The following is a 23,706-nucleotide window of genomic DNA, read 5'->3' as shown; positions in this document are numbered from 1 at the left end:
AGGGGGATATAGATAAATGAATTTCTGGAACAACTTTGCCGCCAAGCATCCGGCGGCAGCCAAGTGGGTCCGCGAGGGCGGTCTGTTCGTGATCGTCAGCAACCTGATCACCGTGTTCAAGTACCTGATGCTGCAGTTCCTGCCTGCCGCGTTCGCAGGTCTGGGCGATGCAAGCTTCGGCTGGCCCGGCATTCCGCTGACTTTGTTCGGCGAGACCTTCGAGTGGAACATTCTGGGCTATGACCAGGCGCACGGCGGCCTTGCCTACTTCTGCGCTTACATGGTTGCCATGGTGATCGGCGAGTGCATCAACTTCCCTATCCAGCGCAACGTTGTGTTCCGTTCTCACGGCAAGCTGGGCCCGCAGATTGCCTGGTATCTGGTGGCGTTCTGCATCATCACCTGCATCGTGAACTCCATCAACTGCATCTGGGTGGCTGTGGCCGGTCTGCTGGTGCCGGACTTCATCTACAACATCGGCACCACCGTGCTGAACGGCGGCATCTCCATGGTTGTCTTCTTCTTCGTCAACAAGATTATCTTCCCCTCTGCGGAAACCGAGGCCAAGAAGGCTGCCTGATCGGTTGTTGACGGGGATCATCCCGAAACAGCAAAACGGCCTGCTCTGTGTACAAAGCGCGGAGCAGGCCGTTTTTTCGTTTGAAATACTGAGTTCGGCCGCGGCAGGGAAGGGCAGCCGAAAAAAATAAGCGGCGCATTTCTGGCAAATTATTGACATGGACCCGCCGGGATGGTAAAATTTTAAAGTGAATAAAGACGTTCACAAAGCGCTGCAAAGGCAGATTGTGGGCGTCTTTGTTTGTGTGAAAGGCTCGTCTGACCGCGCAGCTGCAAAGCGGTCAGGCTTTGAGGCAATCAGCCAAGGAACAAAGGAGCAAGGGATTTATGTTAACTGCAATCACCGGAATCAACTGGGGCGACGAAGGCAAGGGCCGTATGGTGGACCTGCTCAGCCAGGAATACAACATCGTGGTGCGCTATCAGGGCGGCAACAACGCCGGCCACACCGTGGTGACCCCTGAAGGCAAGTTCGTGCTGAATCTGCTGCCCAGCGGCATTTTGCGGCCGGATGTGGTGTGCGTTATGGGCAACGGCATGGTCATTGACCCCGCCCATCTGGAGAAGGAGATCGCCGCGCTGCGGGCACAGGGCATCCAGATCGATCCCAGCCATCTGAAGATCAGCGACCGGGCCACCATCTGCATGCCTTACCATGTGGCGGAGGACGGCCTGGAGGAGGACCGCCTGTCCAAGAGCGGCAACCAGTTCGGCTCCACCCGCCGGGGCATCGCCTACTCCTACGGCGACAAATATATGAAGAAGACTCTGCGCATGGGCGACCTGCTCAACCTGGACCAGTCCGTGAAGGACCGTCTGGCCACCATCGTGGAGTGGAAGAACCTGACCATGGAAAAGGTCTACGGTCAGAAGCCCATTGATCTGGAAGAGATGTGGGCCTGGTGCCAGAAATACGCCGAGCTGTTCAAGGATTACATCTGCGACGCGGGCGCTTTCCTGGACAAGGCTGACCGTGAGGGCCAGAAGATCCTGTTCGAGGCTCAGCTGGGCGCGCTGCGTGACATCGACTTCGGTATCTATCCCTTCACCAGCTCCTCCAATGTGATCGGCAGCTACGCGCCCATCGGCGCGGGCATCCCCGGCCACAAGCTGCACAAGAGCATCGGCATCATGAAGGCCTACTCCAGCTGCGTGGGTGAGGGTCCCTTCACCGCCGAGCTGGCCATGACTGAGGAAGAGAAGAACGCTCTGCGTGAGGCGGGCCATGAGTTCGGTGCGGCCACCGGCCGTCCCCGCCGTGTGGGTCCCTTTGACGTGGTGGCAAGCCGCTACGGCGTATTCTGCCAGGGCGCGGACGAGCTGGCTCTGACCCTGCTGGATGTGCTGGACTACATGGAAGAGATTCCTGTGGTGGAGAAGTATCTGGTAAACGGGGAAGAGGTTGACCGCTTCCCCATGGGCGAGGCGCTGGACAACGCCAAGCCGGTGGTGAAATTCCTGCCCGGCTGGCACTGCGACATCACCGCCTGCCGTACCTGGGAGAGTCTGCCCCAGGCTGCCAAGGACTATGTGGAGTATCTGGAAAAGGCCGTTGGCTGCAAGATCAAGTATGTTTCCGTGGGCGCTGCCCGCGACGCATACCTGGTGCGTGAGTAACTGTTTATAAATGCGCCGGCCCGGTAATCATTACCGGGCCGGTTTATCTGTTTCAAGGGGGTAAAAGTAACACTATGGGAGAGTATTTGGATAAGGGTCTGCACGAGGAATGCGGTGTGTTCGGCGTATACCGCCAGAGCGACGCGGCACATCTGACCTATTTCGGCCTGCATGCATTGCAGCACCGGGGCCAGGAGGGCGCGGGTATCGCCGTGGCAGACGGCAAGACCGTCCGCTGCCGGAAGGGCAAGGGCCTGCTGAGTGATGTGTTCGGCCGCAACGATCTGGACGGCATGACAGGCAAGAATGCCATCGGCCATGTGCGTTACGGCACCGCAGGCGGCGGTGAGGTGGAAAACGTGCAGCCCATCGTATCCCGCCTGGCCAACGGCGGCGCGCTGGCGGTGGCCCACAACGGCCAGATCGCCAATGCTGCCGAGCTGCGCAAGGAGCTGGAGGATAAGGGCAGCATCTTCTGGGGCTCGTCGGACAGCGAGATCATCCTGCATCTGCTGCAGGGCACCAAGGGCCCGCTCATCGAGAAGATCAAGCAGGCCTGCAACCGTCTGGATGGCGCCTTCGCCTTCCTGATTCTCACCGAAAAGAATCTCTACGCCGTGCGGGACAAGAACGGCCTGCGGCCCCTGTCGCTGGCCAAGCAGGGCGACGGCTGGTGTGTTTCCAGCGAGAGCTGCGCCTTCGATATCGTGGGCGCGCACCTGGTGCGGGACGTGCGCCCCGGCGAGATTGTAAAAATCTCCGCCGCCGGTCTGGAAAGCTGCTTCTATACCGAGGAGACCAGCTGCAACCTGTGCGCCATGGAATACATCTACTTCTCCCGCCCGGATTCGGTGCTGGAGAGGCAGAACGTGCACGGCGTGCGCCGTGAGTGCGGCCGCCTGCTGGCCCAGGAAGACCTGGACAACTTCTTCAAGGCCGACATCGTGGTGGGTGTGCCGGATTCCTCTCTGTCCGCTGCCGCAGGCTACAGTGAAGCCATCGGTCTGCCCAACGAGATGGGCCTGATCAAGAACCGTTATGTGGGCCGTACCTTCATCCAGCCCACCCAGGCCCAGCGCGATCTGGGCGTGCGGCTCAAGCTGTCTGCCAACGTGCCGGTGGTGCGGGGCAAGCGGGTGGTTCTGGTGGACGACTCCATCGTGCGCGGCACCACCTCCAAGCGGATCGTGGCTCTGCTGCGTCAGGCGGGCGCCACCGAGGTGCATCTGCGTATCGCCGCTCCGGCCATCAAGTACCCCTGCTTCTATGGCGTGGATATGTCCACCCGGGCCGAGCTGGCCAGCGCCAGCCTGGAGCCGGATGTGCTGGCCAAGGTGCTGGGTGCGGATTCGCTGCGCTTTTTGAGCGTGGATGATCTGAAGCAGGCCTGCGGCTGCCAGGGTCTGTGCACTGCCTGCTTCGATGGCAGCTATGTGACCCCGCTCTACAGCAACAAAATCTGAGAAAATTTTCACAAACACATGGCGTAAACCATTGCAAAACAGGGCTTTTTCCTCTTCATTTTAGAGGAAAAAGCCCTGCTTTTTTATAAAAATGCAGAAAAGACCTAAAAAATTGCACAGAAAACCAAAACGTTGATTGTTCGCTTTGCACGAAAAGTTTTCAAAAACTTGTTTTAAAATTATCATTTATTGCCCGGTGTACTTTGCTGTGGTAAAATCAAACCAGAAAATAAAAGTATTACTTTTGCGGAGGATGGTATGAGCAGATTGGAAATGCCGACCCCTAGCAGGTCGCAATTGGTGATCGAACAGTTGTACAAGGAATTGGAACGCCGCATTGAGGCCAGCCCCCCGGGCCTTTGCCCGGTGGACCTCACCCGCGCGTTCCTGGAGCTGTGCCACGCGCAAACCTGCGGTAAGTGTGCACCCTGCCGCATCGGCCTTTTGCAGCTCAAGCACCTGATTACAGATGTGCTGAACGGCAAGGCCACCATGGAGACCCTGACCCTGATGGAGAACACGGCCCTTTCCATTATGGAATCCGCCGACTGTGCCATCGGCCACGAGGCAGCCCGCATGGTTTACCAGAGCCTGATCGGCTGCCGCGATGACTACGAGCAGCACATTCGGGTGGGCCGTTGTACCTGTACTTACAGCCAGCCGGTGCCCTGTGTCACCCTGTGCCCGGCCCATGTGGACATCCCCGGCTACATTGCCCTGGTCCGCGAGGGCCGTCATGCGGATGCAATCCGCCTGATCCGTAAGGATAACCCGTTCCCCACTACCTGCGGCTTCATCTGCGAGCACCCCTGCGAAGCCCGATGTCGCCGCAACATGGTGGACGACGCCATTAACATCCGCGGCCTGAAGAGAGTCGCGGCTGACCGGGCGGGCCATGTGCCTCCGCCGAAGAATGCACCCTCCACCGGCAAGACCGTCGCCGTGGTGGGCGGCGGCCCCGGCGGTCTGTCCGCTGCCTACTACCTGCAGCTGATGGGCCATCAGGTGACCGTGTTTGAGATGCTGCCCCAGCTGGGCGGCATGCTGCGCTACGGTATTCCCAACTACCGCCTGCCCAAGGACCGTCTGGACGACGACATCCAGGCCATTCTGGAAACCGGCGTAAAGGTGGAGATGGGCAAGCGTATCGGCCGGGACATCACCATTGAGGAGCTGCGCAAAACCTACGACGCCGTGCTGGTGAGCATCGGCGCCAGCACCGATAAGAAGCTGGGCATGGAGCATGAGGACGCCCCCGGCGTGGTCTCTGCTGTGGAGTTCCTGCGCACTGTGGGCCAGGGCGAGCCCATGGATCTGAACGGCCAGGAAGTGGCTGTAGTGGGCGGCGGCAACGTGTCCATGGACGCGGTTCGCACTGCCGTGCGTCTGGGCTCAAAGAAGGTGAGCATTGTCTACCGCCGCCGTGTGGCGGATATGACCGCCCTGCCTGCCGAGATCGAGGGCGCCATGGCGGAAGGTGTGGAAATCCGCACTCTGCAGGCTCCCTCCCGCATCGAAACCGATGAAAATGGCCATGTGAAGGGCCTGTGGACCACCCCCCAGATGATCAGTGCCATCCGCGACGGCCGCGCCAGCGTGAAGGCCAGCGGGGAAGAGGAGCAGTTCATTCCCTGTACCACCCTCATTGTGGCGGTAGGTCAGAGCATCGAAACCAAGCACTTCCAGGAAGCCGGTCTGCCGGTGGAGCGAGGCAAGATCCTCACCGAGACCTCCGGCGGCTTCTCCGATATTCCCGGCGTGTTCGCCGGCGGCGACTGCGCCACCGGTCCCGCCACCGTAATCAAGGCCATTGCGGCGGCCAAGGTTGTGGCAGCCAACATCGACGAATACCTGGGTTATAACCACAAGATCACCTGTGACGTGGAGATTCCCGAGCCCGATCTGGCCGACAAGAGCCCCTGCGGCCGTGTGGAACTCACCGAGCGCCAGGCCTGCGAGCGTGTTCATGACTTCGAGGGCGTGGAAAATTGCATGACCGATAAGGAAGCCTGCCAGGAGGCCGGGCGTTGCCTGCGGTGCGATCACTTCGGCTTCGGCCTGTTCAAAGGAGGAAGAGAAAAGGTATGGTAAACCTGACAATTGACGGGCTGGCCATCCGCGCGCCCAAGGGCACGACCATCATGGAGGCGGCCGCGCAGAATAATATTGCAATCCCCAAGCTGTGCTTTTTGAAAGAAATCAACGAGATCGCTGCCTGCCGCGTGTGTGTGGTGGAGCTGGAAGGCAAGGAGCGGCTGATCACCGCCTGCAATAACGTGGTGGAAGAGGGCATGGTCATCTACACCAATAGCCCCAAGGTTCGCCGCGACCGGCGTAACACCGTGCAGCTGATCCTTTCCCAGCACGACTGCAAGTGCGCCACCTGTTTCCGCAACGGCAACTGCGCGCTGCAGAACATTGCCAGCGATCTGAACATCCACGAGCTGCCCTTTGAGGAGCGGCTGGAGCGTCAGCCCTGGGACCAGAATTTCCCCCTGATCCGGGATTCCGCCAAGTGCATCAAGTGCATGCGCTGCGTGCAGATCTGCGATAAGGTCCAGAGCCTGAACATCTGGGATCTGGAAGGCACCGGCTCCCGTTCCACCATCAACGTCACCGGTCACCGCACCATCGGCGAGGCGGATTGCTCGCTGTGCGGCCAGTGCATCACCCACTGCCCGGTGGGCGCGCTGCATGAGCGCGACGACACGGAGCAGGTCTGGCAGGCCATTGCCGACCCGAAGAAGGTCGTGGTGGCCCAGGTTGCTCCCGCCGTTCGCGCGGCCTGGGGCGAGCAGCTGGGCCTTTCCCGGGACGAGGCCACCGTGGGCAAGATCATGGACAGCCTCAAGCGGATGGGTGTGGACTATGTGTTCGACACCACCTTCTCCGCCGACCTGACCATCATGGAAGAGGGCACCGAGTTCCTGGGCCGCTTCACCCGCGGCGAAACCAAGGAAAAGCCCATGTTCACCTCCTGCTGCCCGGGCTGGATTCGGTTCATCAAGTCCCAGTATCCCCACCTGGTACCGCAGCTGTCCACCGCGAAGAGCCCTCAGCAGATGTTCGGTGCGGTGATGAAATCCTACTTTGCACAGGCCATCGGCCGCTCCCCCGAGGACATCTACACCCTGTCCATCATGCCCTGTGTGGCCAAGAAGGGTGAACGGAACATGGAACTGTTCGATGGCGAGTACGCGGGCCACGATGTGGACGCAGTGCTTACCACCCGTGAGCTGGTGCGCATGATGCGCTCGGCCCACATCCGGCCGGACACCCTGGTGGACCGCCCCTGCGATGCTCTGATGCAGGCGGGCAGCGGTGCGGGCGTGATCTTCGGCGCCACCGGCGGCGTAATGGAAGCCGCCCTGCGTACCGCCTACTATGTGGTGATGGGCGAGAACCCGCCTGCGGATGCCTTCAAGCAGGTGCGCAGCCAGGGCCAGGGCACCGGCGTGACCACTGCCGAGTTCCATCTGGGCGACGCCGTGGTGCGCACCGCTGTGGTAAGTGGCCTGGGCAATACCCGCAAACTGCTGGAGCAGATCGAAAAGGGCGAAGTGTCCTACGACTTTGTGGAGGTCATGGCCTGCCCCGGCGGCTGTGTGGGCGGCGGCGGTCAGCCCATCCACGACGGCGAGGAGCTTGCCTTTGAACGCGGCAAGAACCTCTATGCACTGGACAGCAGCGCCGCGCTGCGCTTCTCTCACGAGAATCCGGACGTGCAGCGGTTGTATGCCGAGTATCTGGGCGAGCCCATGAGCCATCGCGCTCATCAGCTGCTCCATACCGACCACAATGCCTGGACTATGCCTCGCAGACAACGTTAACAGCCATTCCAACCTCCAATAAAAGCAGCACCCGCCCCCGGAAGATCCGGAGGCGGGTGCTGCTTTTTCTGCGTTTTATAGAATGAGAAAGGGAAGGGAACCTGGCTTACAGGCCCCGTTCCTTCTTCCAGGCCAGGAATTCCTCAAAGCTGCCGGTGCGGTCCAGGCAGCCCTCCTGCCCCAGAGGAATCTCGATGATCCGGTTGGCGATCTCGTCGATAAACTGATGGTCATGAGAGGAGAAGAGCAGGTTGCCCTTGAAGGAGGCCAGACCGTTGGACAGCGCCTGGATGCTTTCCAGATCCAGGTGGTTGGTGGGCTGGTCCAGAACCAGAACGTTGGAGTGGGACATCATCATGCGGGAGAGCATGCAGCGCACCTTCTCACCGCCGCTCAGCACCGACGCGGGCTTGTAGACCTCGTCGCCGGAGAAGAGCATTCGGCCCAGGAAGCCGCGAAGGAAGGTCTCGGTGGGGTCCGGGCTGTACTGGCGCAGCCACTCGATCAGGTTGCCCTCGAAGCCGTCGAAGAAGGCGGAGTTATCCTGGGGGAAGTAGCTCTGGCTGGTGGAAACGCCCCACTTGAAGCTGCCGGAATCCGGCTCCATCTCGCCCATCAGGATCTTGAACAGGGTGGTCATGCCCACCTCGTTGTCACCCACCAGGGCGATCTTGTCGTTCTTGTTCATGGTGAAGGTCACGTTGTCCAGCACCTTCACGCCGTCCACGGTCTTGGTCAGACCCTGCACGAACAGAATATCCTTGCCGGCCTCACGCTCCGGGTCAAAGCCCACGAAGGGATAACGGCGGGAGGAAGCGGGCATCTCCTCCAGCTGGATGGAGTCCAGAATCTTTTTGCGGCTGGTGGCCTGCTTGGACTTGGACTTGTTGGCGGAGAAGCGCTGAATGAAGGACTGCAGCTCCTTGATCTTCTCTTCCTTCTTCTTGTTCTGGTTGCGGATCAGCTGCTGCATCAGCTGGCTGGACTCGTACCAGAAGTCGTAGTTGCCCGCGTACATCTGCACCTTATTGTAGTCGATGTCCACGGTGTGGGTGCACACGGCGTTCAGGAAGTGGCGGTCGTGGCTGACCACGATGATGGTGCCGTAGTAATCCATCAGAAACTCTTCCAGCCAGTCGATGGACTCAATGTCCAGGCCGTTGGTGGGCTCGTCCAGCAGGATGATAGAGGGCTGGCCGAACAGGGCCTGTGCCAGCAACACCTTCACCTTCTGGCGGCCGTCCAGCGCGTCCATCTGGGCGTAGTGCAGGTCGGTGGGCAGGCCCAGACCACTCAGCAGCTGGTTGACCTCGGTCTCGGCATCCCAGCCGCCCATCTCGGCGAATTCCGCCTCCAGCTCACCGGCGCGCTCGCCGTCCGCCTCGGAGAAATCCTCCTTGGCATACAGCTCGTCCTTTTCCTTCATGATGTCGTACAGGCGGCGGTTGCCCATGATGACGGTCTCCATCACCGAGAACTCGTCGTACTTGTAGTGGTCCTGCTCCAGCACGCTCATCCGGTCATCCGGTCCGATGGACACGCTGCCGCTGGTGGGCTCGATCACGCCGGAGATGATCTTCAGCAGGGTGGACTTGCCGGCACCGTTGGCACCAATGATGCCGTAGCAGTTGCCCGGCACAAAATTCAGGTTCACATTCTTGTACAGATAGTTGCCCTGGAACTGCAGGCTTACGTCATTTACAGAAAGCATAATAACCTCGCTTATCCTTCGTTGTTTTTATAATAGAACAGTATGCTCGAAACAAATTTTGAAAAGTCGACATAGACCAATTTATTATACATGAAAACAAGCAAAAAAAGAAGCCCTAATTCCGAAAGAGTTGCACAGAGGGATAAAAAAACGCAGTGCCGTTGCATGAGCGCTGCGTGTGAATATGCAATGTTGAATCGTTAGATGACCAGCTCATACAGGCTGGCCCCTGCAATGCCCTCCCGGGCCAGCAGGGCACTTGCGGCGTCTCGGCTGGCGGGGTCATCCCGCCAGGCAAGGCCGCAGCCCGCCGTGATGGCAGTGGGCACCGGAATCAATCGTCCGGCCAGCCCCGCCGCAGGGGCGGCCGCCTCAAAGGCGAGGGCCGCTGCGGTGGTATCAAAGGCAATCACAAGCTGTAAGCTTCTGGGTCTCATGCTTCCTCCCTGCACAGGGTGTCCACAGCGCGGATGGCCGCGTCCACCTCTTCTTTCGTGTTGAAATAGCCGAAGCTGAACCGCACCGCGCCTTGGGCCACCGTGCCCAGGGCTTCATGGATCAGCGGTGCACAGTGGGCACCCGGGCGGGTCAGGATGCCGAACCGCTGGGCCAGCTCGTCGCTCACCAGCGAGGAATCCCAGTCGCCCAGGTTCAGTGCCACGATGGGGGAGCGCTCAGCAGTGGAAAAGTCGCCATAGCATTTCACCCCGGGCAGATCCTTTACGCCCTGATAAAACCGGCCTGCCAGCGCCTGCTCCCGGCGGCGAATGGTATCAAGGCCGGTCTCCTCCAGCCATTCCAGCGCTGCCGCCAGCCCGGCGATGCCGTGACCGTTCAGGGTGCCTGCCTCCAGTGCGGTGGGCATCTGGGCGGGATGCTGACGGTCAAAGCTGTGCACGCCGCTGCCGCCCACGCAAAGAGGGGAGAGCCGCAACCGGGGCGAAACGCACAGCCCGCCGGTGCCCTGGGGGCCCAGCAGGCCTTTGTGGCCGGTGAAGCAGAGCACATCAATGCCCATGGCCTGCATGTCGATGGCAAAGCAGCCAGCGGTCTGGGATGCGTCCAGAACGAAGGGCACTCCATGGGCAGCACAGGCCGCACCGATGCGGCCAATATCCACCAGATCGCCGGTCACGTTGGAGGCGTGGGTGCAGACCACCAGTTTGGTGTCCGGCCGGAAGGCGGTCTCCAACCCATCCAGCGAGAGACGGCCCTTTTCATCCGCAGGCAGAATGGTCAGGTCCGCACCGCTGCGGTAGAGCGGGCGCAACACGCTGTTGTGGTCCAGTGCGGTGGCAATGGCGTGCCCGCCCTCTGCCAGCAGGCTGGAAATAGTAATGTTCAGTGCCGCGGTGGAATTGGCAGTGAAGGCCACCTGCTGGGCACCGTAGCCGTGGAACAGCCGGTCGGTGCGGCTGCGGGCCTCGTGAATGGTGCGTCCGGCAGCCAGGCTGGCCGCATGCGCGCCTCGGCCACAGTTGCCCATTCCGTTCATGGCTTCGGCCACCGCCTGCACCACGCAGTCGGGCCGGTGCAGACTGGTGGCGGCGTTGTCCAGATAGATCACGGCCGGACCACCCGGGCCGCGCCCATCAGCTTCTCCGCAATGGCGTACATGTTGGTCACGCTGCCCACCGCCAGCTGCTCGGTAAGGCCGTAGTGGTTCAGGCAGGTGCCGCAGGTCATGATCTCCACGCCCTGGCTTTCCAGCAGCTTCAGATCCGCCAGCGTAGGCGCACCCTCAACAGAAAGCTTTGCCCCGCCGTTGTACAGCAGAATGGTGTCCGGCAGAACGTCCTGCTCGGTGAGGGCGTAGACGAAGGCCTTCATCAGAGCCTTGCCCAGAACCGGGTCACCGCTGCCCATTTCATCGCTGGACAGTACCACCACGGTGCCCTTGGCACGGGCGTCCGGGATGCAGGCGGGGGCCTCTTCTTCTGCGGGAGTCTGCACGGCGGACAGGCTCTCTTCGGTGAGGGCCAGCACCACCTCATAATGATCGGATGCCAGAGTGTGGCTTTCGGCCGCCAGCTTTTTCTGACCGGCCATCTTCAGAAGATTCTGCACCGCGATGGCGTTATCCACCGACACGGTCACGGTGTCGCCCGCGGTCATCTGGGCCAGGACCTTTTTGGTTTCCACAACGGGGATGGGGCAAGGCTTGCCCATGGCGTTTACCTGATATTGCATGTTTAAAACCTCGATTTCTGTGAAGAGTGAAAAGGAAAGAGGGGGTCATTCCGTGACGCGAATCACGCCGGGATGTTCATCGGTCACATGGCCGATGATGCCACAGCCAAGGCCCAGCGCCAGCACAGCGGCCAGGGCTTCCTCGGCCTGCTCTGCGGGAACGCTGACCAGCAGTCCGCCGGAGGTCTGGGGATCAAAGAGCAGTTCCTCCAATGCGAAGGGAGTGGCTTCAAACGCCACCTTGCCTTCCAGATGGTTCCGGTTGCGCTGGGCGGCTGCGGTGAGCAGGAACTCATCCGCGTATTCCAAAGCCTGAGGAATGTGGGGCAGCGCCTTCCAGTGCAGCTGTGCGCCGCAGCGCCCGGCCAGCATCTCGTTCAGATGGCCCAGCAGGCCGAAGCCGGTCACGTCGGTGCAGGCGTGAGGCTCGAAGGGCGCCAGTGCCTCAGAGGCGTATTTGTTCAGGGTGGTCATGCTGGCGATGGCTGCCGCCATGGCCTCCTCGCTGGCCTGCCCCACCCGGCTGGCAGTGCACACAATGCCCACGCCCAGAGGTTTGGTGAGAATCAGCGCGTCGCCGGGCTGGCAGGCGTTGTTTTCCAGCACCTTGTCCGGGTGGATGATGCCGGTGACAGACAGACCGTATTTCACATCACTGTCCGCGATGGAATGGCCGCCCGCCAGGATACCGCCGGCCTCCCGCACCTTCTCTGCGCCGCCCTGTAAAATACGGCCCAGAATGTTCAGATCCATCTTTTCGGGAAAGCATACGATGTTCAGCGCGGTTTTTACCGTGCCGCCCATGGCATAGATGTCGCTGAGGGCATTGGCTGCGGCAATCTGGCCGAAGATGTAGGGGTCCTCCACCATGGGCGGGAAGAAGTCCAGCGTCTGCACCATGGCGATGTCGTCGGTGAGCTTGTAAACAGCGGCATCGTCCGAGTGGTCGAAGCCCACCAGCAGGTTGGGGTCGGTGAAAGGGGGCAGCTTTTCCAGCACATGGGCCAGCGCACCGGGGCCCAGCTTGGCGGTACAGCCGCCGCCTTTACAGAATACGATCGGTTGTTCATTCATAACAATAACGCTCCCTGAAAAATCGGCCCCGCCGCGGCAGGGCCGTTTCTTGCTTTGTTATTATAAGAATAAAGCGAAACCGACCAAAAGTAAAGCCCCGACCAGGGGCAAATTCCCGCAGAAGAAACAAAAAATGCCCCGGTTTTGGAAAATTCCAAAATCGGGGCTGATATGTCAGTTCTTGGAGGCGTTCTGTTCCGCCTGAGCCCGCAGCAGGTCGCGGATCTCGGTCAGCAGCTGTTCACTGGTGGGAGCGGGAGGTGCGGCAGGAGTCTTGGCATCCTCCTTCTTTTTCTCGATCCGCAGCTTAGTCATCAGCTTCACCGCGCAGAACACGCAGAAGGCCAGAATGATGAACTCCACCACCGTCTGGATGAAGTTGCCGTAGGCCAGCACCACCTCGTTACCGCCTGCACGGAACACGTAGGAAAGAACGGTGAAGTTCACCTGCCCGGTGGCCAGGCTGATCAGGGGCATTACCACATCGTTCACCAGGCTGGTCACGATCTTGCTGAATGCGCCGCCAACCACAACGCCGACGGCCATGTCGATCACATTGCCACGCATGGCGAATTCCTTGAATTCTTTCAAAAACTGTTTCATAAGGATTCTCCTTTGAGGATTGATTCTGTAACTGCCCGGCGGCTGGGCCGGGCAGACTTATCATATCATATTTGTAAAGGAGGGAAAAGGGGATGAACAGGCAGAATATGTGTTCATTTGCGTTGGTTTGCACCATCCGTCTGGTGGCTGCATAGGCTGGAGCATCCAGATCAGAGCAATGGGGGAATAATGTAATGCGATGCAATCAACCACAGCGCAGCAGCCGGGAAAGGGAACAGCGGTGTCCGCGCCCCCATCCGGGCTGCTGCTGCCGGGGGCCGCAGGGGGAACCCGGCCCGAAAGGGGAAAACAGCGTGCTTGCCGCCGCCTCCTTCTTTGCCTTTGAGCGGCGGTTTGAAAACGGGAAGCCGGTTCCGTTGGTTACGGGTACGGAAGACGAGACCGGCCAGATCCGGCTGGCGGATGAAACCGCAATCCGGCTGGAGCCGGGGCGGTATGCGGTGTGGTATCATCTGTCCGCCGTGCTGGAAAAGGCAGGCTATCTGCAGGTGACCCCGTCGCAGAATGGCAGCCCGCAGCTTGCCTACGGGCTGTATGCCAGAACTGCCAGTCCGATGGTCACCGCGGGCGGTACCGATTTTCTGCTGGTGCAGGCGGGGGAGGCGACTGTCTTTCAGCTGAACTACAACAGCGACGTGGCCAACCGGTCCGGTGCGGCATCGGTGATGGTGTGGAAGCTGGCGGAGTTCGGTTGAATCTTATATAAGAACAGGGGAAAACATGAAAAAGCCCAGCTCATTGAGCCGGGCTTTTGTGTTATTGAGTTGAAAGGGGAGTTCGATTCACTTTCCAAAATCCCGAGCGGGCGGCAAAAGTTTGTGAATAGTGAAAAAAGAAAAATCCCGAACGCTTTCGCATTCGGGATTTTTGGTGCCGGTGAGCATTCCAAATCCGAACCAGAAGCATCCCTTTTAGAGGCTTCCTGTATCTCGCTGAAAGTGATTTTCTTCGTTCCATCCTTGTAGTTAAAGGTGATCAGCATTTTATCATCGTAAAGATAAATCGCATTGATAAAGGTGTCTATCAGCATTTTCCGGTGGCTCTGCTTGGTGACATCCAACTTGCGGAAACGGTGGAGCCAGAAGGTTATAAATTCGGCGCTGATCTTGGGAGGTTTGGACAACTGCTCATTGGCAAGACGGGTTTCCAATTCTTCTTTTGCCGCCTCCAATTCTTCAAGGCTCTCTTTCGTGGATTTGGTCAAAACACCCTGTTGGATCGCATTTATCAAGTTGCGAATCTTGGTATTCGTTTCCTGTAACTGTCGTTCGTACAGGGGAATATTGGTGTTGTCCTGTTCCTGCAGCTCCATGAGCATCGAAACGATAGCTTCGATTGCATCGTCATCCATGATCATCTTCATGGTCTCGGAGACAACCAAATCCTCAATCCAACCCTTCTTAACCGGCTTTTTGTGGCATTCCTTGCGCTTCTTTTTTACCGAAACGCACTTGTAATAGTGGTGGACAACTCCGGTGCGGCTGGTGCCGCTTTCGCCACAGAGATAGGCTCCACAGTACCCGCAGAACAATTTGGTTGTCAGCAGATAATCGTCCTCAGCCTTGTGACGAGCCGGGGCTTTCTTGTTTTTCTCCATTTTGGCCTGTACCTGGTCAAAAAGGTCTTTCGGTACGATAGCAGGTATGCCATCAGGAATGAGAATATCCCTGTACTGATATTCGCCAATGTAGCGGCGGTTTTTCAATAGGTGCTGTACGCTGTTGTAGGTCAGGGGATTTCCACGGGTATTTTTCATGCCCTGCTCGTTGAGCCAGTCCCGAATCTGCGTCATAGTCGCGCCTTCGTCATACTGTTTGAAAGCGTCCAGAATATACGGTGCCGTGACCGGGTCGATCTGGAAATGCTGTTCCGCGTCAATCACATACCCCATCGGCAGCGTCCCGCCGTTAAACATACATTTCAGAGCATTGTCGGTCATGCCGCGCACGACTTTTTCGGAGAGGTCAACCGAATAGTACTCGGCAAAACCTTCCAGCATGGATTCCAGAATGATCCCCTCCGCGCCGTCTGAAATGACCTCCGTAGCGGAAACCACTTTCACACCATTTTTCTTGAGCTGCGCTTTATACCGGGTGCTGTCGTAGCGGTTCCGGGCAAACCGGTCAAGTTTCCAGACAATGATCATATCAAACAGCTTTTTATTGCTGTCTTTAATCATATTCTGAAATTCAGACCGGTTATCCGTCTTAGCGGAAATAGCTCGGTCGATATAGTGCCGCAGGACTGTGATCCCGTTCTTTTCGGCAAAGGCGGTACACTCCCGGATTTGTCCTTCAATACTTGCTTCTCTCTGATTATCGGAAGAATATCGGGCGTAAATCACAGCTTTCATTGTTTACCCTCCATCATGCGGAACAGGGCCTCTTTCAACCGCCCGTTCATCGGAGAATGTGGGTCAAAGCACATCTCGATAAACTTCCCCAATTCCGGATTGTCGGAGATCGGCGGTCGTGCCTGATACAGCTTGCCCTGTGGCTCATCACAGCGGCAGGTGATATAGTCCATCGAGACATCAAAATAGTCCGCATACCCGATTAGGACCTCAATAGGAACCGCTTTCCCGTGTTCATACCGGTTGATGCTCGGCTGGGTCACATCCAGCAGCTCAGCCATCTTCTTTTGCGAAAGTCCCATCCCTTCGCGCAGGGTTTTCAAACGCTCACCAACTGTATTCACCAAAGCACCTCCAATTCATCTTGAATATAGTATAATACAAATCAGAGATAATTGCAATACCTATTACGAATCTTTAAGAGAAATCGAGAATTGCTCTCTGCCAAAGGGGGTGTGGCATATATCAGCGCTTTTGTGTGTGATTTCGGGTCAATTTTGAGGCATTTCTGCCGCTGTATCTGGCGTTTTTCATTCTGTTAGGAAAAGATGCTTCTCAGCCTTGTTGTTTGCGATATCGTCTATTTTTTGCGGTGTCGTCAAGTTCAGCATCTTTGTTTTATTCTATGCCCTCCATCCACATACTGCTCCAAATATACATATCTTTTACCTTGCTGAGGTAGCAGATTTTACACGACGCATTGTAAAATATAATGGGTTGTTGTAATTGTAAAAAATATTTACTTTGCAATATACGAATGTTGGCAAAGGAAGGGGTCTCACTATGAAAATGAAAAGGAGCTTTATTGGTTGTCTGCTGTCTATTTTCGTGATACTGACAATGTTCAGCGGCTGCAATGTAGGAAGCACGGACGGAGGTGAAGCCGACACGGTTTTGGGTGGTGGTAGCTCGGTGCTGCGTATTGTTTCCGGATCGGAAAATTCCGAACTGGAACCGATCTTGGAGGAGTTTTCCGACAGGGAGCATGTGCGCATTGAGATGACCTATATGGGCTCGCTGGATATCATGCGTCTACTGGGAGAGGAAGACATCCCCTATGACGCCGTGTGGCCGGCCAGCAGCCTGTGGCTGACGGTGGGGGATACGGAACACCGGATCAAGCACGCGGAATCTATCTCCATTTCGCCGGTGGTGTTCGGTATCCGCAAAAGCCTGGCGGAGGAGCTGGGATTTGTGGGGCGGGAGGTGTCGGTAAACGACCTTCTTGAGGCGATCAGGAACGGAAAACTCCGCTTCTGCATGACCAGCGCCACTCAGTCCAATTCCGGCGCCAGCGCGTATATCGGATTTTTGTACGCGCTCCTGGGCAACCCGGAAGTCATCACATCGGAGGATCTGCAGAGTGACGAACTGAGGGCGCAAATGCAGGAGCTTCTCTCCGGCGTGGACCGCTCCTCCGGCAGCTCGGACTGGCTGAAGGACATGTTCTTGCAGGGCGATTATGACGCTATGGTGAACTACGAGTGCCTGGTCATCCAGGCCAACCGGGAACTGGAAGAGCGTGGCGAGGAGCCGCTGTATGTAGTGTACCCCTATGACGGTCTTTCGCTGGCGGATTCGCCCCTGGGCTATGTGGACAAAGGGGACGATGGCCAGGAGGAACTGTTTTTAAAATTGCAGGAATACCTGCTGTCGGAGGATGTGCAGGACGAGATCCAGCGCACCGGCCGCCGTTCTGGCTACACCGGGGTTTCGGAGAAAAACAAGGATGTATTCCGGGCCGACTGGGGCCTGCAGCCCGACCGGGTGCTCTCCCCCATCAAAATGCCAGCTGCCGATGTTCTGTTTGAATGCCTAAATCTATACCAAACCGATTTCCGCAAGCCTTCCCTTACCGTGTACTGCCTGGACTACTCCGGCAGCATGAGCGGCGAGGGAAATGAACAGCTGGTTCAGGCCATGGAGCAGCTGCTCATCCAGGAGAACGCCCGGAAAAACTTCTTGCAGGCATCAGAAAACGAGGTGAATATCCTTATTCCCTTTAACGGGGGCGTGATCGACACTTATACGGCCACAGGCAACGGCAGCGAGCTGGAAGCGCTTTATGACAAAGTGGAAAACCAGGAAGTAGGCGGCGGTACCGATATGTACGCGGCCGCCGTGCGGGGGATTGAGCTGCTGGGAGAATATGATCTGTCGCAGTATACGCCGGCGATCATCCTGCTCACCGACGGGCAGTCCAGCGGGTCCCTGTCCGATTTTGAGGCGGCTTACGCCGGGCTTGGAACTGAGGTCCCGGTCTTCTCCATCATGTTTGGAGACGCTGACGAAACCCAACTGGAGGAGCTGGCGCGGTATACCAATGCCCGGGTGTTCGACGGCCGGGAGAATCTGACGGAGGCGTTCCGCAGCGTAAAGGGGTATAACTGATGAAAGAGACTTCGCGAATGCTCGTTTCCTCCTTTGCTGCTGCAATCGTCTTCCTGCTACTGTTCCTATTTTTCCATTGGAATCTGATTGTCTGCATCCTGCTGTGTGTCGGCATCTATTTCGGACTGTTTTTCCTGCTCAAGCCCAGCCGGAAAATCGCGGGAATTGATGTGGAATCTATGCCTGGCGGTGAAGAGATCCGGCAACTTTTGGACGATGCCCAGGCGGACCTGGCAGACATTGATAAAGCAGTAAAAGAGATCAAAACTTCCTCTGTGCGGCAGGATGCGCAGGCTCTATATGCTACCGGGGCCCGGATCCTAACCTATCTGGAGGAAAATCCAGACAAAATTAAGCTGGCGCGCCGCTTCTTTACCTATTATCTGGATACGGCCGCCAAATTGCTGACAAGATATGTGGATTTCCAGGAGACGGAGCTTCATTCGGGGGAGGTCGCCGATATTCTGCAAAAGACGGCGGAGGCCCTGCCGGTGCTGAACTCCGCCTTTGAAAAGCAGTTTGCCCATCTGATGCAGGGCGAGCTGCTGGATATCGAGGCAGATATCGAACTCCTGAAAAGCACCTTGAAAATGGAGGGCGGAAAATGAAAACCAAGCTCATTGGGCTGGGCATCCTGGCAGCTGTCATCATAGCCGCCGCTGCCTATGTATTCATCAGTAATAGCCAAACCGTTACTGAAATCAACGGTTATGTGGGCGGCGAAAAAATCGGCCTGCTGGAAGACGAGGAGGTACAGGATATCCTGCGGGACAGGTATCGGCTGGTCATCGACTACGCCAAGGCAGGTTCCATCGATATGGTCACCGACGACGCCAAGGGGCGGGATTTCCTATTCCCCTCCAATCAGACGGCTCTGGAACTGTATAAGCAGGTTCATGGAGACCCGGTGAAAAGCGAGATCATCCTCAATACACCCATCGTCCTGTATACCCGCAGCGCCGTGGCGCAGGCCTTGGTCGACAGCGGGCTTGCTGTCGTTACAAACGGCGTATACACGGTGGACATGGAAAAATTGACCGAGACCATAGAAGCCGGCACAACCTGGGAGGAAATCGGCCTTCCCCAGCTTTACGGCAGTGTTTCCGTGGGCACCACCGACCCGACCAAATCCAATTCCGGCAATATGTTCGCCGGGCTTTTGGCCAATACCCTCTGCGGCGGCGTGGCGGACGAAAGCAATCTGGCGGAGATCCTGCCCCGGCTGCAAAACATTTTTCAGAAGCTGGGGTATATGGAAAGCTCCTCCTCGGATTTGTTCGATCAGTTTCTGAAGACCGGTATGGGCGCCAAGCCTCTGATCGCCGGCTATGAAAACCAGTTGCTGGAATTCGCCGCGGAAAACCCGGATACTTGGGAGCAGATCAAGGGGGACATTGTGATGATGTACCCGACGCCCACCGTCTGGTCCTCCCATGTGTATATCGCCCTGAATGAGGCCGGTACGACGGGGATCGATGCCCTGCTGGATGAGGACATCCAGCGGCTGGCCTGGGAAAAGCACGGGTTCCGTACCGGCGTATACGATACCCCCACGGATGCAGCCCATTTCGGGGTGTCCGGTATTGCCGAGGAATTGACGCAGGTAGCGCCCATGCCGGATGCCAATACCATGGACAGGATCATTAAAGCGCTTTCATAGTGGGAAGGAGCAGATAAAAGATGGCAGATTCTATCACACTGGATGCTTTGATGCAGAGTAAAGGACATACCGCCTTGCAAGTGCAGAAGCCTGCAAGCGTGGAAGCGGTGCGCGCTCAGGTGGAAGAATTGAGTCCGGAGCAGAAAGCACGGGTGGAGGAGGTCAAAAACAGCATCGACCTGATGGATTCTCAGGCTGCGCTTCAGTACGGCGTCGGGGCGCAGCAGAACATTTCCAGCTTTTCTGACAATATCCTCACACAGGTGCGCAGTAAGGACAGCGGCTATGTGGGGGAGCTGATGTCGGATCTGGTGCTGAAGGTCAAAGAGGTGGATGTGGACGGGCTGGACGAGGGCTTTTGGGATAAGATCCCATTCCTGAAAAACGCCTCCCGGGCCGTTAAAAAGTTTATGCAGCGGTATGAAAAGCTGGAGGTGCAGATCGACCGCATCGAACAGCAGCTGGACCAGGCCCGGATGCAGATGCTCAAGGACATCACCATGTTCGACGGGCTGTATGAAAAAAACCTGGAATACTTCCGGGAGCTGCAAATTTACATCGCCGCAGGCGAAGAAAAGCTACAGGAATTGCAGGAAACCACCCTGCCGCAGCTGCGCGCCGAAGCGGCGGCTAAGGGCGACGCCATGAGCGCCCAGGTGGTGCGGGATTTCGAGGACACGGTAAATCGCTTTGAAAAAAAGATCCACGACCTAAAGCTGAGCAAGACCGTCGCTATCCAGACAGCGCCGCAGATCCGCCTCATCCAGAACAACGACAAAATGCTGGTGGATAAAATCCAGACGGCGATCCTCAGCACCATTCCGCTGTGGAAGAGCCAGATTGTCATTGCCCTGGGGCTTCACCGGCAGGAGAGCGTGCTGAAAATGCAGAGAAGCGTCTCCGACGCCACCAATACCCTGCTCACCAAAAACGCAGAACTGCTCAGGCAGAACAGCACGGAAGTGGCAAGAGAATCTGAGCGCGGCATTGTGGATCTGCAAACGCTGAAAAAGGTCAACGCGGATCTGATTTCCACCATTGAGGAAACCATCAAGATCCAGCAGGAGGGCCGCGCCGCCCGCCAGAATGCCGAAACAGAACTCCTCAGTATCGAACAGAAGCTGAAAGAAGCCCTATTGACCGCGATACAGTGAAGAAAAAATGAGGGGTCCTAGACTTCCCAAAAAACTGTATTTAATCCTGGTCGGCATCTATGCTCTTCCTGGCAAATATTGGCGTTTTCGTCAGGCTCCGCTTTTAAGACTGAATGTAAAAGCAGAGGTATGATAGCTCTTATCCGTATGCACAGCAAAAGAGGCCTGGAGTACAACTCCAGGCCTCTTTTGCTGTCAATCCGGTTGCGTATGGTTTATTTTTAGAACTTGTGAACGAGCACTTCTTGAGCGCTTTTCTAAAAACGACTTATCCTTTCATCCTACGAGCACGATTTCTTGTTAAATTATGACATCCGATCTTTTCCACCAAAGTCACCATTTTCTCATCGGAAAAGCGGATTTCTTCAAACTTGAAGCGGTAATACTTTTCAGTTCCTTTCTACAACAACAAAGTGGCGTTTTTATAGGGGTTTGGGTGCTCCCAACAAGAACAAATGAGCAGACTGGCCGACAGGCCGGAACGCTCATTTCGCCGCTGTGTACGGACAGCGGCTGTGCTTGCTGTTCTCTGAAATCTCATATCCGCAGAACATGATGCTTCCGCTTTTTCCAAAGCCGGGAGCATTTTTATTTTCACTTTTTCAGGCAGACCCCTGTTTTTCTCGGAGAAAATGTCCGTTGTAAAGTAGAAGGGGAATTCGGTTCAAAAATATTTTGCTGCCATACCTGCGTTTAGCCTAAAAAGTGTCCGTTGTAAATTGGGAGGCACTTTCCGGCTTGGAAATTTTATTCCCGCCTTACCCGCTAATCTGCGAAAAGAATGTCCGTTGTAAAGTGAAAGGAAATTTTTCTGAGCAGGTACCAAGTTTTTGCTCGAAACTGTCCGTTGAAATATGAGAGGGAATATTTTTTCGGGTGTCCCCCCCCAATCCGCAAAAAATTGTCCGTTGTAGTTTGAGGAGGCGAATATCCAATGGCTGAACGCACAAGACCGATCCGCATCGAGTTCTGCGTTACTGAACAGGAGCGGAGTCTCATCCAAAGCAAGATGGCGCAGCTCGGTACCAAGAACATGGGTGCGTATCTCAGAAAAATGGCAATCGACGGCTACATCATCAAAGTGGACTACACCCAGCAGAAAAAGCTTGCAGCCGCAGTCAGCCGTGCCGCGTCAAATATCAATCAGATTTGCCGCCGCATCAACAGCACCGGGCATTTCTATGCTGAGGATGTTGCGGAACTGAAAGAACGACAAGCCGAGATTTGGTCGCTGCTCAAAGAGACCCAGCGAAAGGAATTATAACCACAGGAGGCCGCTATGCCGCGTATGAGTAAAAAACGAAAAGAAGAATGGGCGTTCTTCCTGAATGACCGTGGACGCATCGCCTATAACGCCTTGTGCCGCAGGTGCGTTCACGACTGCAAACAGAGCTTCCGAGCCATGGTGATCGTCTGTCCGCATTACCACTCCAAACGCTCCAACCGCCCGCCCTAATTGTCCTGCGCCGGAGAAAGGAAGTGATGCACCATCTACTACAAAACCGATACCCCGCTGCCGCCTTTCGTGCCGTTACCCCGGTTTATCCTTCGGGGAGAATACTCGATCAATGCCAAACTGCTCTATGCCCTGCTGCTGGGGCGCACACAGCTCTCCCAGAAATCCGGCTGGGTGTCGGAGGATGGGGATGTCTATGTGATCTATACAATCCGGCAGATGGCGAATGACCTGAACCGGAGCGAGCGGACGGTCAAGGCCGCGTTGGCCGAGCTGGAAAACGCGGGCCTCATCACCCGCATCCGACAGGGGTGGAACAGGGCAAACCGTATTTTCCTGCTACTACCCGATGAGGTGCAGCGTTCTTCCTGTCTAGAGGGCAATATCTGCCCAATGGATGGGCTGGAATCTTCCCCTTGTATGGGGCAAAATTTGCCCATAAGTAAGAAAGAGAAGAAAAAAACAGATTCCAGTCAGAATAACAGGAGGGAGAACGCCCGCCGCTTTTTTGGGCAGTATCAAAATATTTTTCTTTTGGACAGGGAATTGGCTGAACTGCAATCGACATATCCCGACCAGTATGAGGACTACATCAACCGACTGTCGGCCTATATGGCATCCAGCGGAAAGCACTATACCAACCATTACGCTACAATCCGCAAGTGGCTGGACGAGGACAGCAAACCGAAGCCCGGTAAAAATTACGACTATACAGAGACCTATGAGGAAGGAGAATATCTGTGAATGTGAACCCGATTATGGCTGCAATCGTTGAGGCAGCAGAGACCCTAAACACCGCCCCGGATGATTACATCAACCCGGATGACGGGCTGAAATACTGCGGCAAGTGCCACACGCCCAAAGAAGCCTATTTCCCCGAACAGTACCGCAAAAACGGGCTGAACAAGCATCCGATTGCCTGTAAATGCGCGGCTGAGGAACGGGCACGGCGTGAAGCAGAGCAGCGGGAGCTGGAACGGCTAAATCGGATTGCCGTGCTCCGCTCCGAGGCGTTCCGGGACATTCCCGCCGCCGGATGGCGGTTTGAAAACGCCAAAGTGATGACTCCACAGCTCGTGAAAGCGAGAAGATATTCCGAAAACTGGGATGCTTTCCGCCAAGATGGAACCGGGCTGCTTCTGTTCGGCAATGTGGGCACCGGAAAATCCTATGCAGCAGGCTGCATCGCCAACGCCCTGATAGAGAAAATGGTTTCCGTCCTGTTTGTCGGGCTGTCCGATGTGGTGAACCGGATGCAGGGCAACTTCGGCGCGGATCGGGATGCCTACCTGAAAACGCTGATGCGCCCGGAGCTGCTGATTTTGGATGACCTGGGCGCGGAGCGTAACACCAGCTTCGGCAAGGAGCGCGTGCTTGATGTGGTCAATAAGCGTTTGTTGACTGGCAAACCGATGATCGTCACCACCAACATCCCACTCTCTGTGATGCAGAAAGCTGCCGATCTGGATGAGCGCCGCATCTATGACAGGGTTTTGGAGGCCTGCGTTCCCATCCAGTTTAACGGTGAGAATTTCCGAAAGGGCAATGCCGCGGAAAATGTGAAGCGGGCGGCGAAAATACTGAATCAGGGCACCTGAACATAT

The 23,706-nt window shown here is 56.8% G+C and carries 23 protein-coding genes; 14 read left to right on the top strand and 9 right to left on the bottom strand.

Features of this window, described 5'->3' with window-relative positions:
- The first annotated feature begins 16 nt into the window (after positions 1 to 16).
- The 5 genes from PH256_RS12370 (at position 17) to PH256_RS12350 (ending at position 7,489) form a co-directional block, all read left to right on the top strand.
- Positions 17 to 580 carry a GtrA family protein gene (locus PH256_RS12370; RefSeq protein ID WP_270914432.1) on the top strand — a complete coding sequence of 188 codons (564 nt, stop codon included), beginning with the start codon at positions 17 to 19 and terminating at the stop codon, positions 578 to 580.
- 326 nt (positions 581 to 906) lie between these two features.
- A complete protein-coding gene (locus PH256_RS12365) occupies positions 907 to 2,196 on the top strand; it encodes an adenylosuccinate synthase (RefSeq protein WP_087295886.1) in 1,290 nt (429 codons plus the stop codon).
- Positions 2,197 to 2,270: 74 nt separating this feature from the next.
- Entirely contained in the window at positions 2,271 to 3,659 is a 1,389-nt protein-coding gene (purF, locus tag PH256_RS12360; protein ID WP_087184579.1) for an amidophosphoribosyltransferase, read from the top strand.
- A 258-nt stretch (positions 3,660 to 3,917) separates the two neighbouring features.
- Entirely contained in the window at positions 3,918 to 5,750 is a 1,833-nt protein-coding gene (locus PH256_RS12355; RefSeq protein ID WP_270914430.1) for an NAD(P)-binding protein, read from the top strand.
- Complete coding sequence (locus tag PH256_RS12350) at positions 5,744 to 7,489, top strand: [FeFe] hydrogenase, group A (protein ID WP_270914429.1); 1,746 nt, start codon at positions 5,744 to 5,746, stop codon at positions 7,487 to 7,489. The genes PH256_RS12355 and PH256_RS12350 overlap by 7 nt, the downstream gene beginning before the upstream one ends.
- A 106-nt stretch (positions 7,490 to 7,595) precedes the next feature.
- Here the strand turns inward: PH256_RS12350 and PH256_RS12345 are convergent, their stop codons facing one another.
- The 7 genes from PH256_RS12345 to mscL form a co-directional block, all read right to left on the bottom strand.
- On the bottom strand, positions 7,596 to 9,200 hold the full coding sequence (locus PH256_RS12345) for an ABC-F family ATP-binding cassette domain-containing protein (RefSeq protein WP_270914428.1): 1,605 nt from the start codon (positions 9,198 to 9,200) through the stop codon (positions 7,596 to 7,598).
- Between the two features lie 200 nt (positions 9,201 to 9,400).
- Complete coding sequence (locus PH256_RS12340) at positions 9,401 to 9,637, bottom strand: DUF3343 domain-containing protein (RefSeq protein ID WP_270914427.1); 237 nt, start codon at positions 9,635 to 9,637, stop codon at positions 9,401 to 9,403.
- The gene (locus tag PH256_RS12335; RefSeq protein ID WP_270914425.1) at positions 9,634 to 10,767 is read right to left on the bottom strand and encodes an aminotransferase class V-fold PLP-dependent enzyme; all 1,134 of its coding nucleotides are present in this window, start codon (positions 10,765 to 10,767) and stop codon (positions 9,634 to 9,636) included. Before PH256_RS12335 ends, PH256_RS12340 begins: the two co-directional genes overlap by 4 nt.
- Positions 10,764 to 11,390 carry a sulfurtransferase-like selenium metabolism protein YedF gene (gene yedF, locus PH256_RS12330; RefSeq protein WP_270914424.1) on the bottom strand — a complete coding sequence of 209 codons (627 nt, stop codon included), beginning with the start codon at positions 11,388 to 11,390 and terminating at the stop codon, positions 10,764 to 10,766. The genes PH256_RS12335 and yedF overlap by 4 nt, the downstream gene beginning before the upstream one ends.
- Before the next feature lie 45 nt (positions 11,391 to 11,435).
- On the bottom strand, positions 11,436 to 12,464 hold the full coding sequence (gene selD, locus PH256_RS12325) for a selenide, water dikinase SelD (protein ID WP_270914423.1): 1,029 nt from the start codon (positions 12,462 to 12,464) through the stop codon (positions 11,436 to 11,438).
- Positions 12,461 to 12,622, bottom strand: a complete 162-nt coding sequence (locus PH256_RS12320; RefSeq protein WP_270914422.1) for a hypothetical protein — start codon at positions 12,620 to 12,622, stop codon at positions 12,461 to 12,463. The genes selD and PH256_RS12320 overlap by 4 nt, the downstream gene beginning before the upstream one ends.
- A 16-nt stretch (positions 12,623 to 12,638) precedes the next feature.
- Entirely contained in the window at positions 12,639 to 13,067 is a 429-nt protein-coding gene (gene mscL, locus PH256_RS12315) for a large-conductance mechanosensitive channel protein MscL (protein WP_087184587.1), read from the bottom strand.
- Between the two features lie 377 nt (positions 13,068 to 13,444).
- On the opposite strand from mscL, the gene PH256_RS12310 reads away from it, so the two are divergent.
- Complete coding sequence (locus tag PH256_RS12310) at positions 13,445 to 13,783, top strand: hypothetical protein (protein WP_270914421.1); 339 nt, start codon at positions 13,445 to 13,447, stop codon at positions 13,781 to 13,783.
- Here the strand turns inward: PH256_RS12310 and PH256_RS12305 are convergent.
- The gene (locus PH256_RS12305; protein ID WP_270914420.1) at positions 13,711 to 15,441 is read right to left on the bottom strand and encodes a recombinase family protein; all 1,731 of its coding nucleotides are present in this window, start codon (positions 15,439 to 15,441) and stop codon (positions 13,711 to 13,713) included. The two genes, PH256_RS12310 and PH256_RS12305, sit on opposite strands and share 73 nt — an antisense overlap.
- Entirely contained in the window at positions 15,438 to 15,785 is a 348-nt protein-coding gene (locus PH256_RS12300; RefSeq protein WP_177754555.1) for a helix-turn-helix domain-containing protein, read from the bottom strand. The genes PH256_RS12305 and PH256_RS12300 overlap by 4 nt, the downstream gene beginning before the upstream one ends.
- 484 nt (positions 15,786 to 16,269) lie before the next feature.
- Here PH256_RS12300 and PH256_RS12295 point away from each other — a divergent pair, with 484 nt between their 5' ends.
- The 8 genes from PH256_RS12295 (at position 16,270) to PH256_RS12260 (ending at position 23,700) form a co-directional block, all read left to right on the top strand.
- Positions 16,270 to 17,832, top strand: coding sequence for a vWA domain-containing protein (locus PH256_RS12295; protein ID WP_270914419.1), 1,563 nt, complete (start codon positions 16,270 to 16,272; stop codon positions 17,830 to 17,832).
- The gene (locus PH256_RS12290) at positions 17,832 to 18,440 is read left to right on the top strand and encodes a 5-bromo-4-chloroindolyl phosphate hydrolysis family protein (protein WP_177754553.1); all 609 of its coding nucleotides are present in this window, start codon (positions 17,832 to 17,834) and stop codon (positions 18,438 to 18,440) included. The genes PH256_RS12295 and PH256_RS12290 overlap by 1 nt, the downstream gene beginning before the upstream one ends.
- On the top strand, positions 18,437 to 19,492 hold the full coding sequence (locus tag PH256_RS12285) for a hypothetical protein (RefSeq protein WP_270914418.1): 1,056 nt from the start codon (positions 18,437 to 18,439) through the stop codon (positions 19,490 to 19,492). Before PH256_RS12290 ends, PH256_RS12285 begins: the two co-directional genes overlap by 4 nt.
- Before the next feature lie 20 nt (positions 19,493 to 19,512).
- Complete coding sequence (locus PH256_RS12280) at positions 19,513 to 20,646, top strand: toxic anion resistance protein (RefSeq protein WP_270914417.1); 1,134 nt, start codon at positions 19,513 to 19,515, stop codon at positions 20,644 to 20,646.
- A 934-nt stretch (positions 20,647 to 21,580) separates the two neighbouring features.
- Positions 21,581 to 21,910, top strand: a complete 330-nt coding sequence (locus tag PH256_RS12275; RefSeq protein ID WP_270914416.1) for a plasmid mobilization protein — start codon at positions 21,581 to 21,583, stop codon at positions 21,908 to 21,910.
- A 24-nt stretch (positions 21,911 to 21,934) separates the two neighbouring features.
- Complete coding sequence (locus PH256_RS12270) at positions 21,935 to 22,102, top strand: hypothetical protein (protein WP_270914446.1); 168 nt, start codon at positions 21,935 to 21,937, stop codon at positions 22,100 to 22,102.
- Between the two features lie 69 nt (positions 22,103 to 22,171).
- Complete coding sequence (locus PH256_RS12265) at positions 22,172 to 22,846, top strand: replication initiator protein A (RefSeq protein WP_270914415.1); 675 nt, start codon at positions 22,172 to 22,174, stop codon at positions 22,844 to 22,846.
- Complete coding sequence (locus PH256_RS12260; protein WP_270914414.1) at positions 22,843 to 23,700, top strand: ATP-binding protein; 858 nt, start codon at positions 22,843 to 22,845, stop codon at positions 23,698 to 23,700. The genes PH256_RS12265 and PH256_RS12260 overlap by 4 nt, the downstream gene beginning before the upstream one ends.
- Positions 23,701 to 23,706: the final 6 nt, after the last annotated feature.

Source organism: Allofournierella sp. CML151, from assembly GCF_027853465.1.
In the GTDB taxonomy this organism is placed as follows: Bacteria; Bacillota; Clostridia; order Oscillospirales; family Ruminococcaceae; genus Allofournierella.
This window is presented reverse-complemented; position numbering and strand designations above follow the sequence as displayed.

Coding starts and splice junctions, on each gene's coding strand:
- PH256_RS12370 (WP_270914432.1), top strand. CDS start 17: ATGAATTTCTGGAACAACTTTGCCGCCAAGCATCCGGCGGCAGCCAAG.
- PH256_RS12365 (WP_087295886.1), top strand. CDS start 907: ATGTTAACTGCAATCACCGGAATCAACTGGGGCGACGAAGGCAAGGGC.
- purF (WP_087184579.1), top strand. CDS start 2,271: ATGGGAGAGTATTTGGATAAGGGTCTGCACGAGGAATGCGGTGTGTTC.
- PH256_RS12355 (WP_270914430.1), top strand. CDS start 3,918: ATGAGCAGATTGGAAATGCCGACCCCTAGCAGGTCGCAATTGGTGATC.
- PH256_RS12350 (WP_270914429.1), top strand. CDS start 5,744: ATGGTAAACCTGACAATTGACGGGCTGGCCATCCGCGCGCCCAAGGGC.
- PH256_RS12345 (WP_270914428.1), bottom strand. CDS start 9,200: ATGCTTTCTGTAAATGACGTAAGCCTGCAGTTCCAGGGCAACTATCTG.
- PH256_RS12340 (WP_270914427.1), bottom strand. CDS start 9,637: ATGAGACCCAGAAGCTTACAGCTTGTGATTGCCTTTGATACCACCGCA.
- yedF (WP_270914424.1), bottom strand. CDS start 11,390: ATGCAATATCAGGTAAACGCCATGGGCAAGCCTTGCCCCATCCCCGTT.
- selD (WP_270914423.1), bottom strand. CDS start 12,464: ATGAATGAACAACCGATCGTATTCTGTAAAGGCGGCGGCTGTACCGCC.
- mscL (WP_087184587.1), bottom strand. CDS start 13,067: ATGAAACAGTTTTTGAAAGAATTCAAGGAATTCGCCATGCGTGGCAAT.
- PH256_RS12305 (WP_270914420.1), bottom strand. CDS start 15,441: ATGAAAGCTGTGATTTACGCCCGATATTCTTCCGATAATCAGAGAGAA.
- PH256_RS12290 (WP_177754553.1), top strand. CDS start 17,832: ATGAAAGAGACTTCGCGAATGCTCGTTTCCTCCTTTGCTGCTGCAATC.
- PH256_RS12285 (WP_270914418.1), top strand. CDS start 18,437: ATGAAAACCAAGCTCATTGGGCTGGGCATCCTGGCAGCTGTCATCATA.
- PH256_RS12280 (WP_270914417.1), top strand. CDS start 19,513: ATGGCAGATTCTATCACACTGGATGCTTTGATGCAGAGTAAAGGACAT.
- PH256_RS12275 (WP_270914416.1), top strand. CDS start 21,581: ATGGCTGAACGCACAAGACCGATCCGCATCGAGTTCTGCGTTACTGAA.
- PH256_RS12270 (WP_270914446.1), top strand. CDS start 21,935: ATGAGTAAAAAACGAAAAGAAGAATGGGCGTTCTTCCTGAATGACCGT.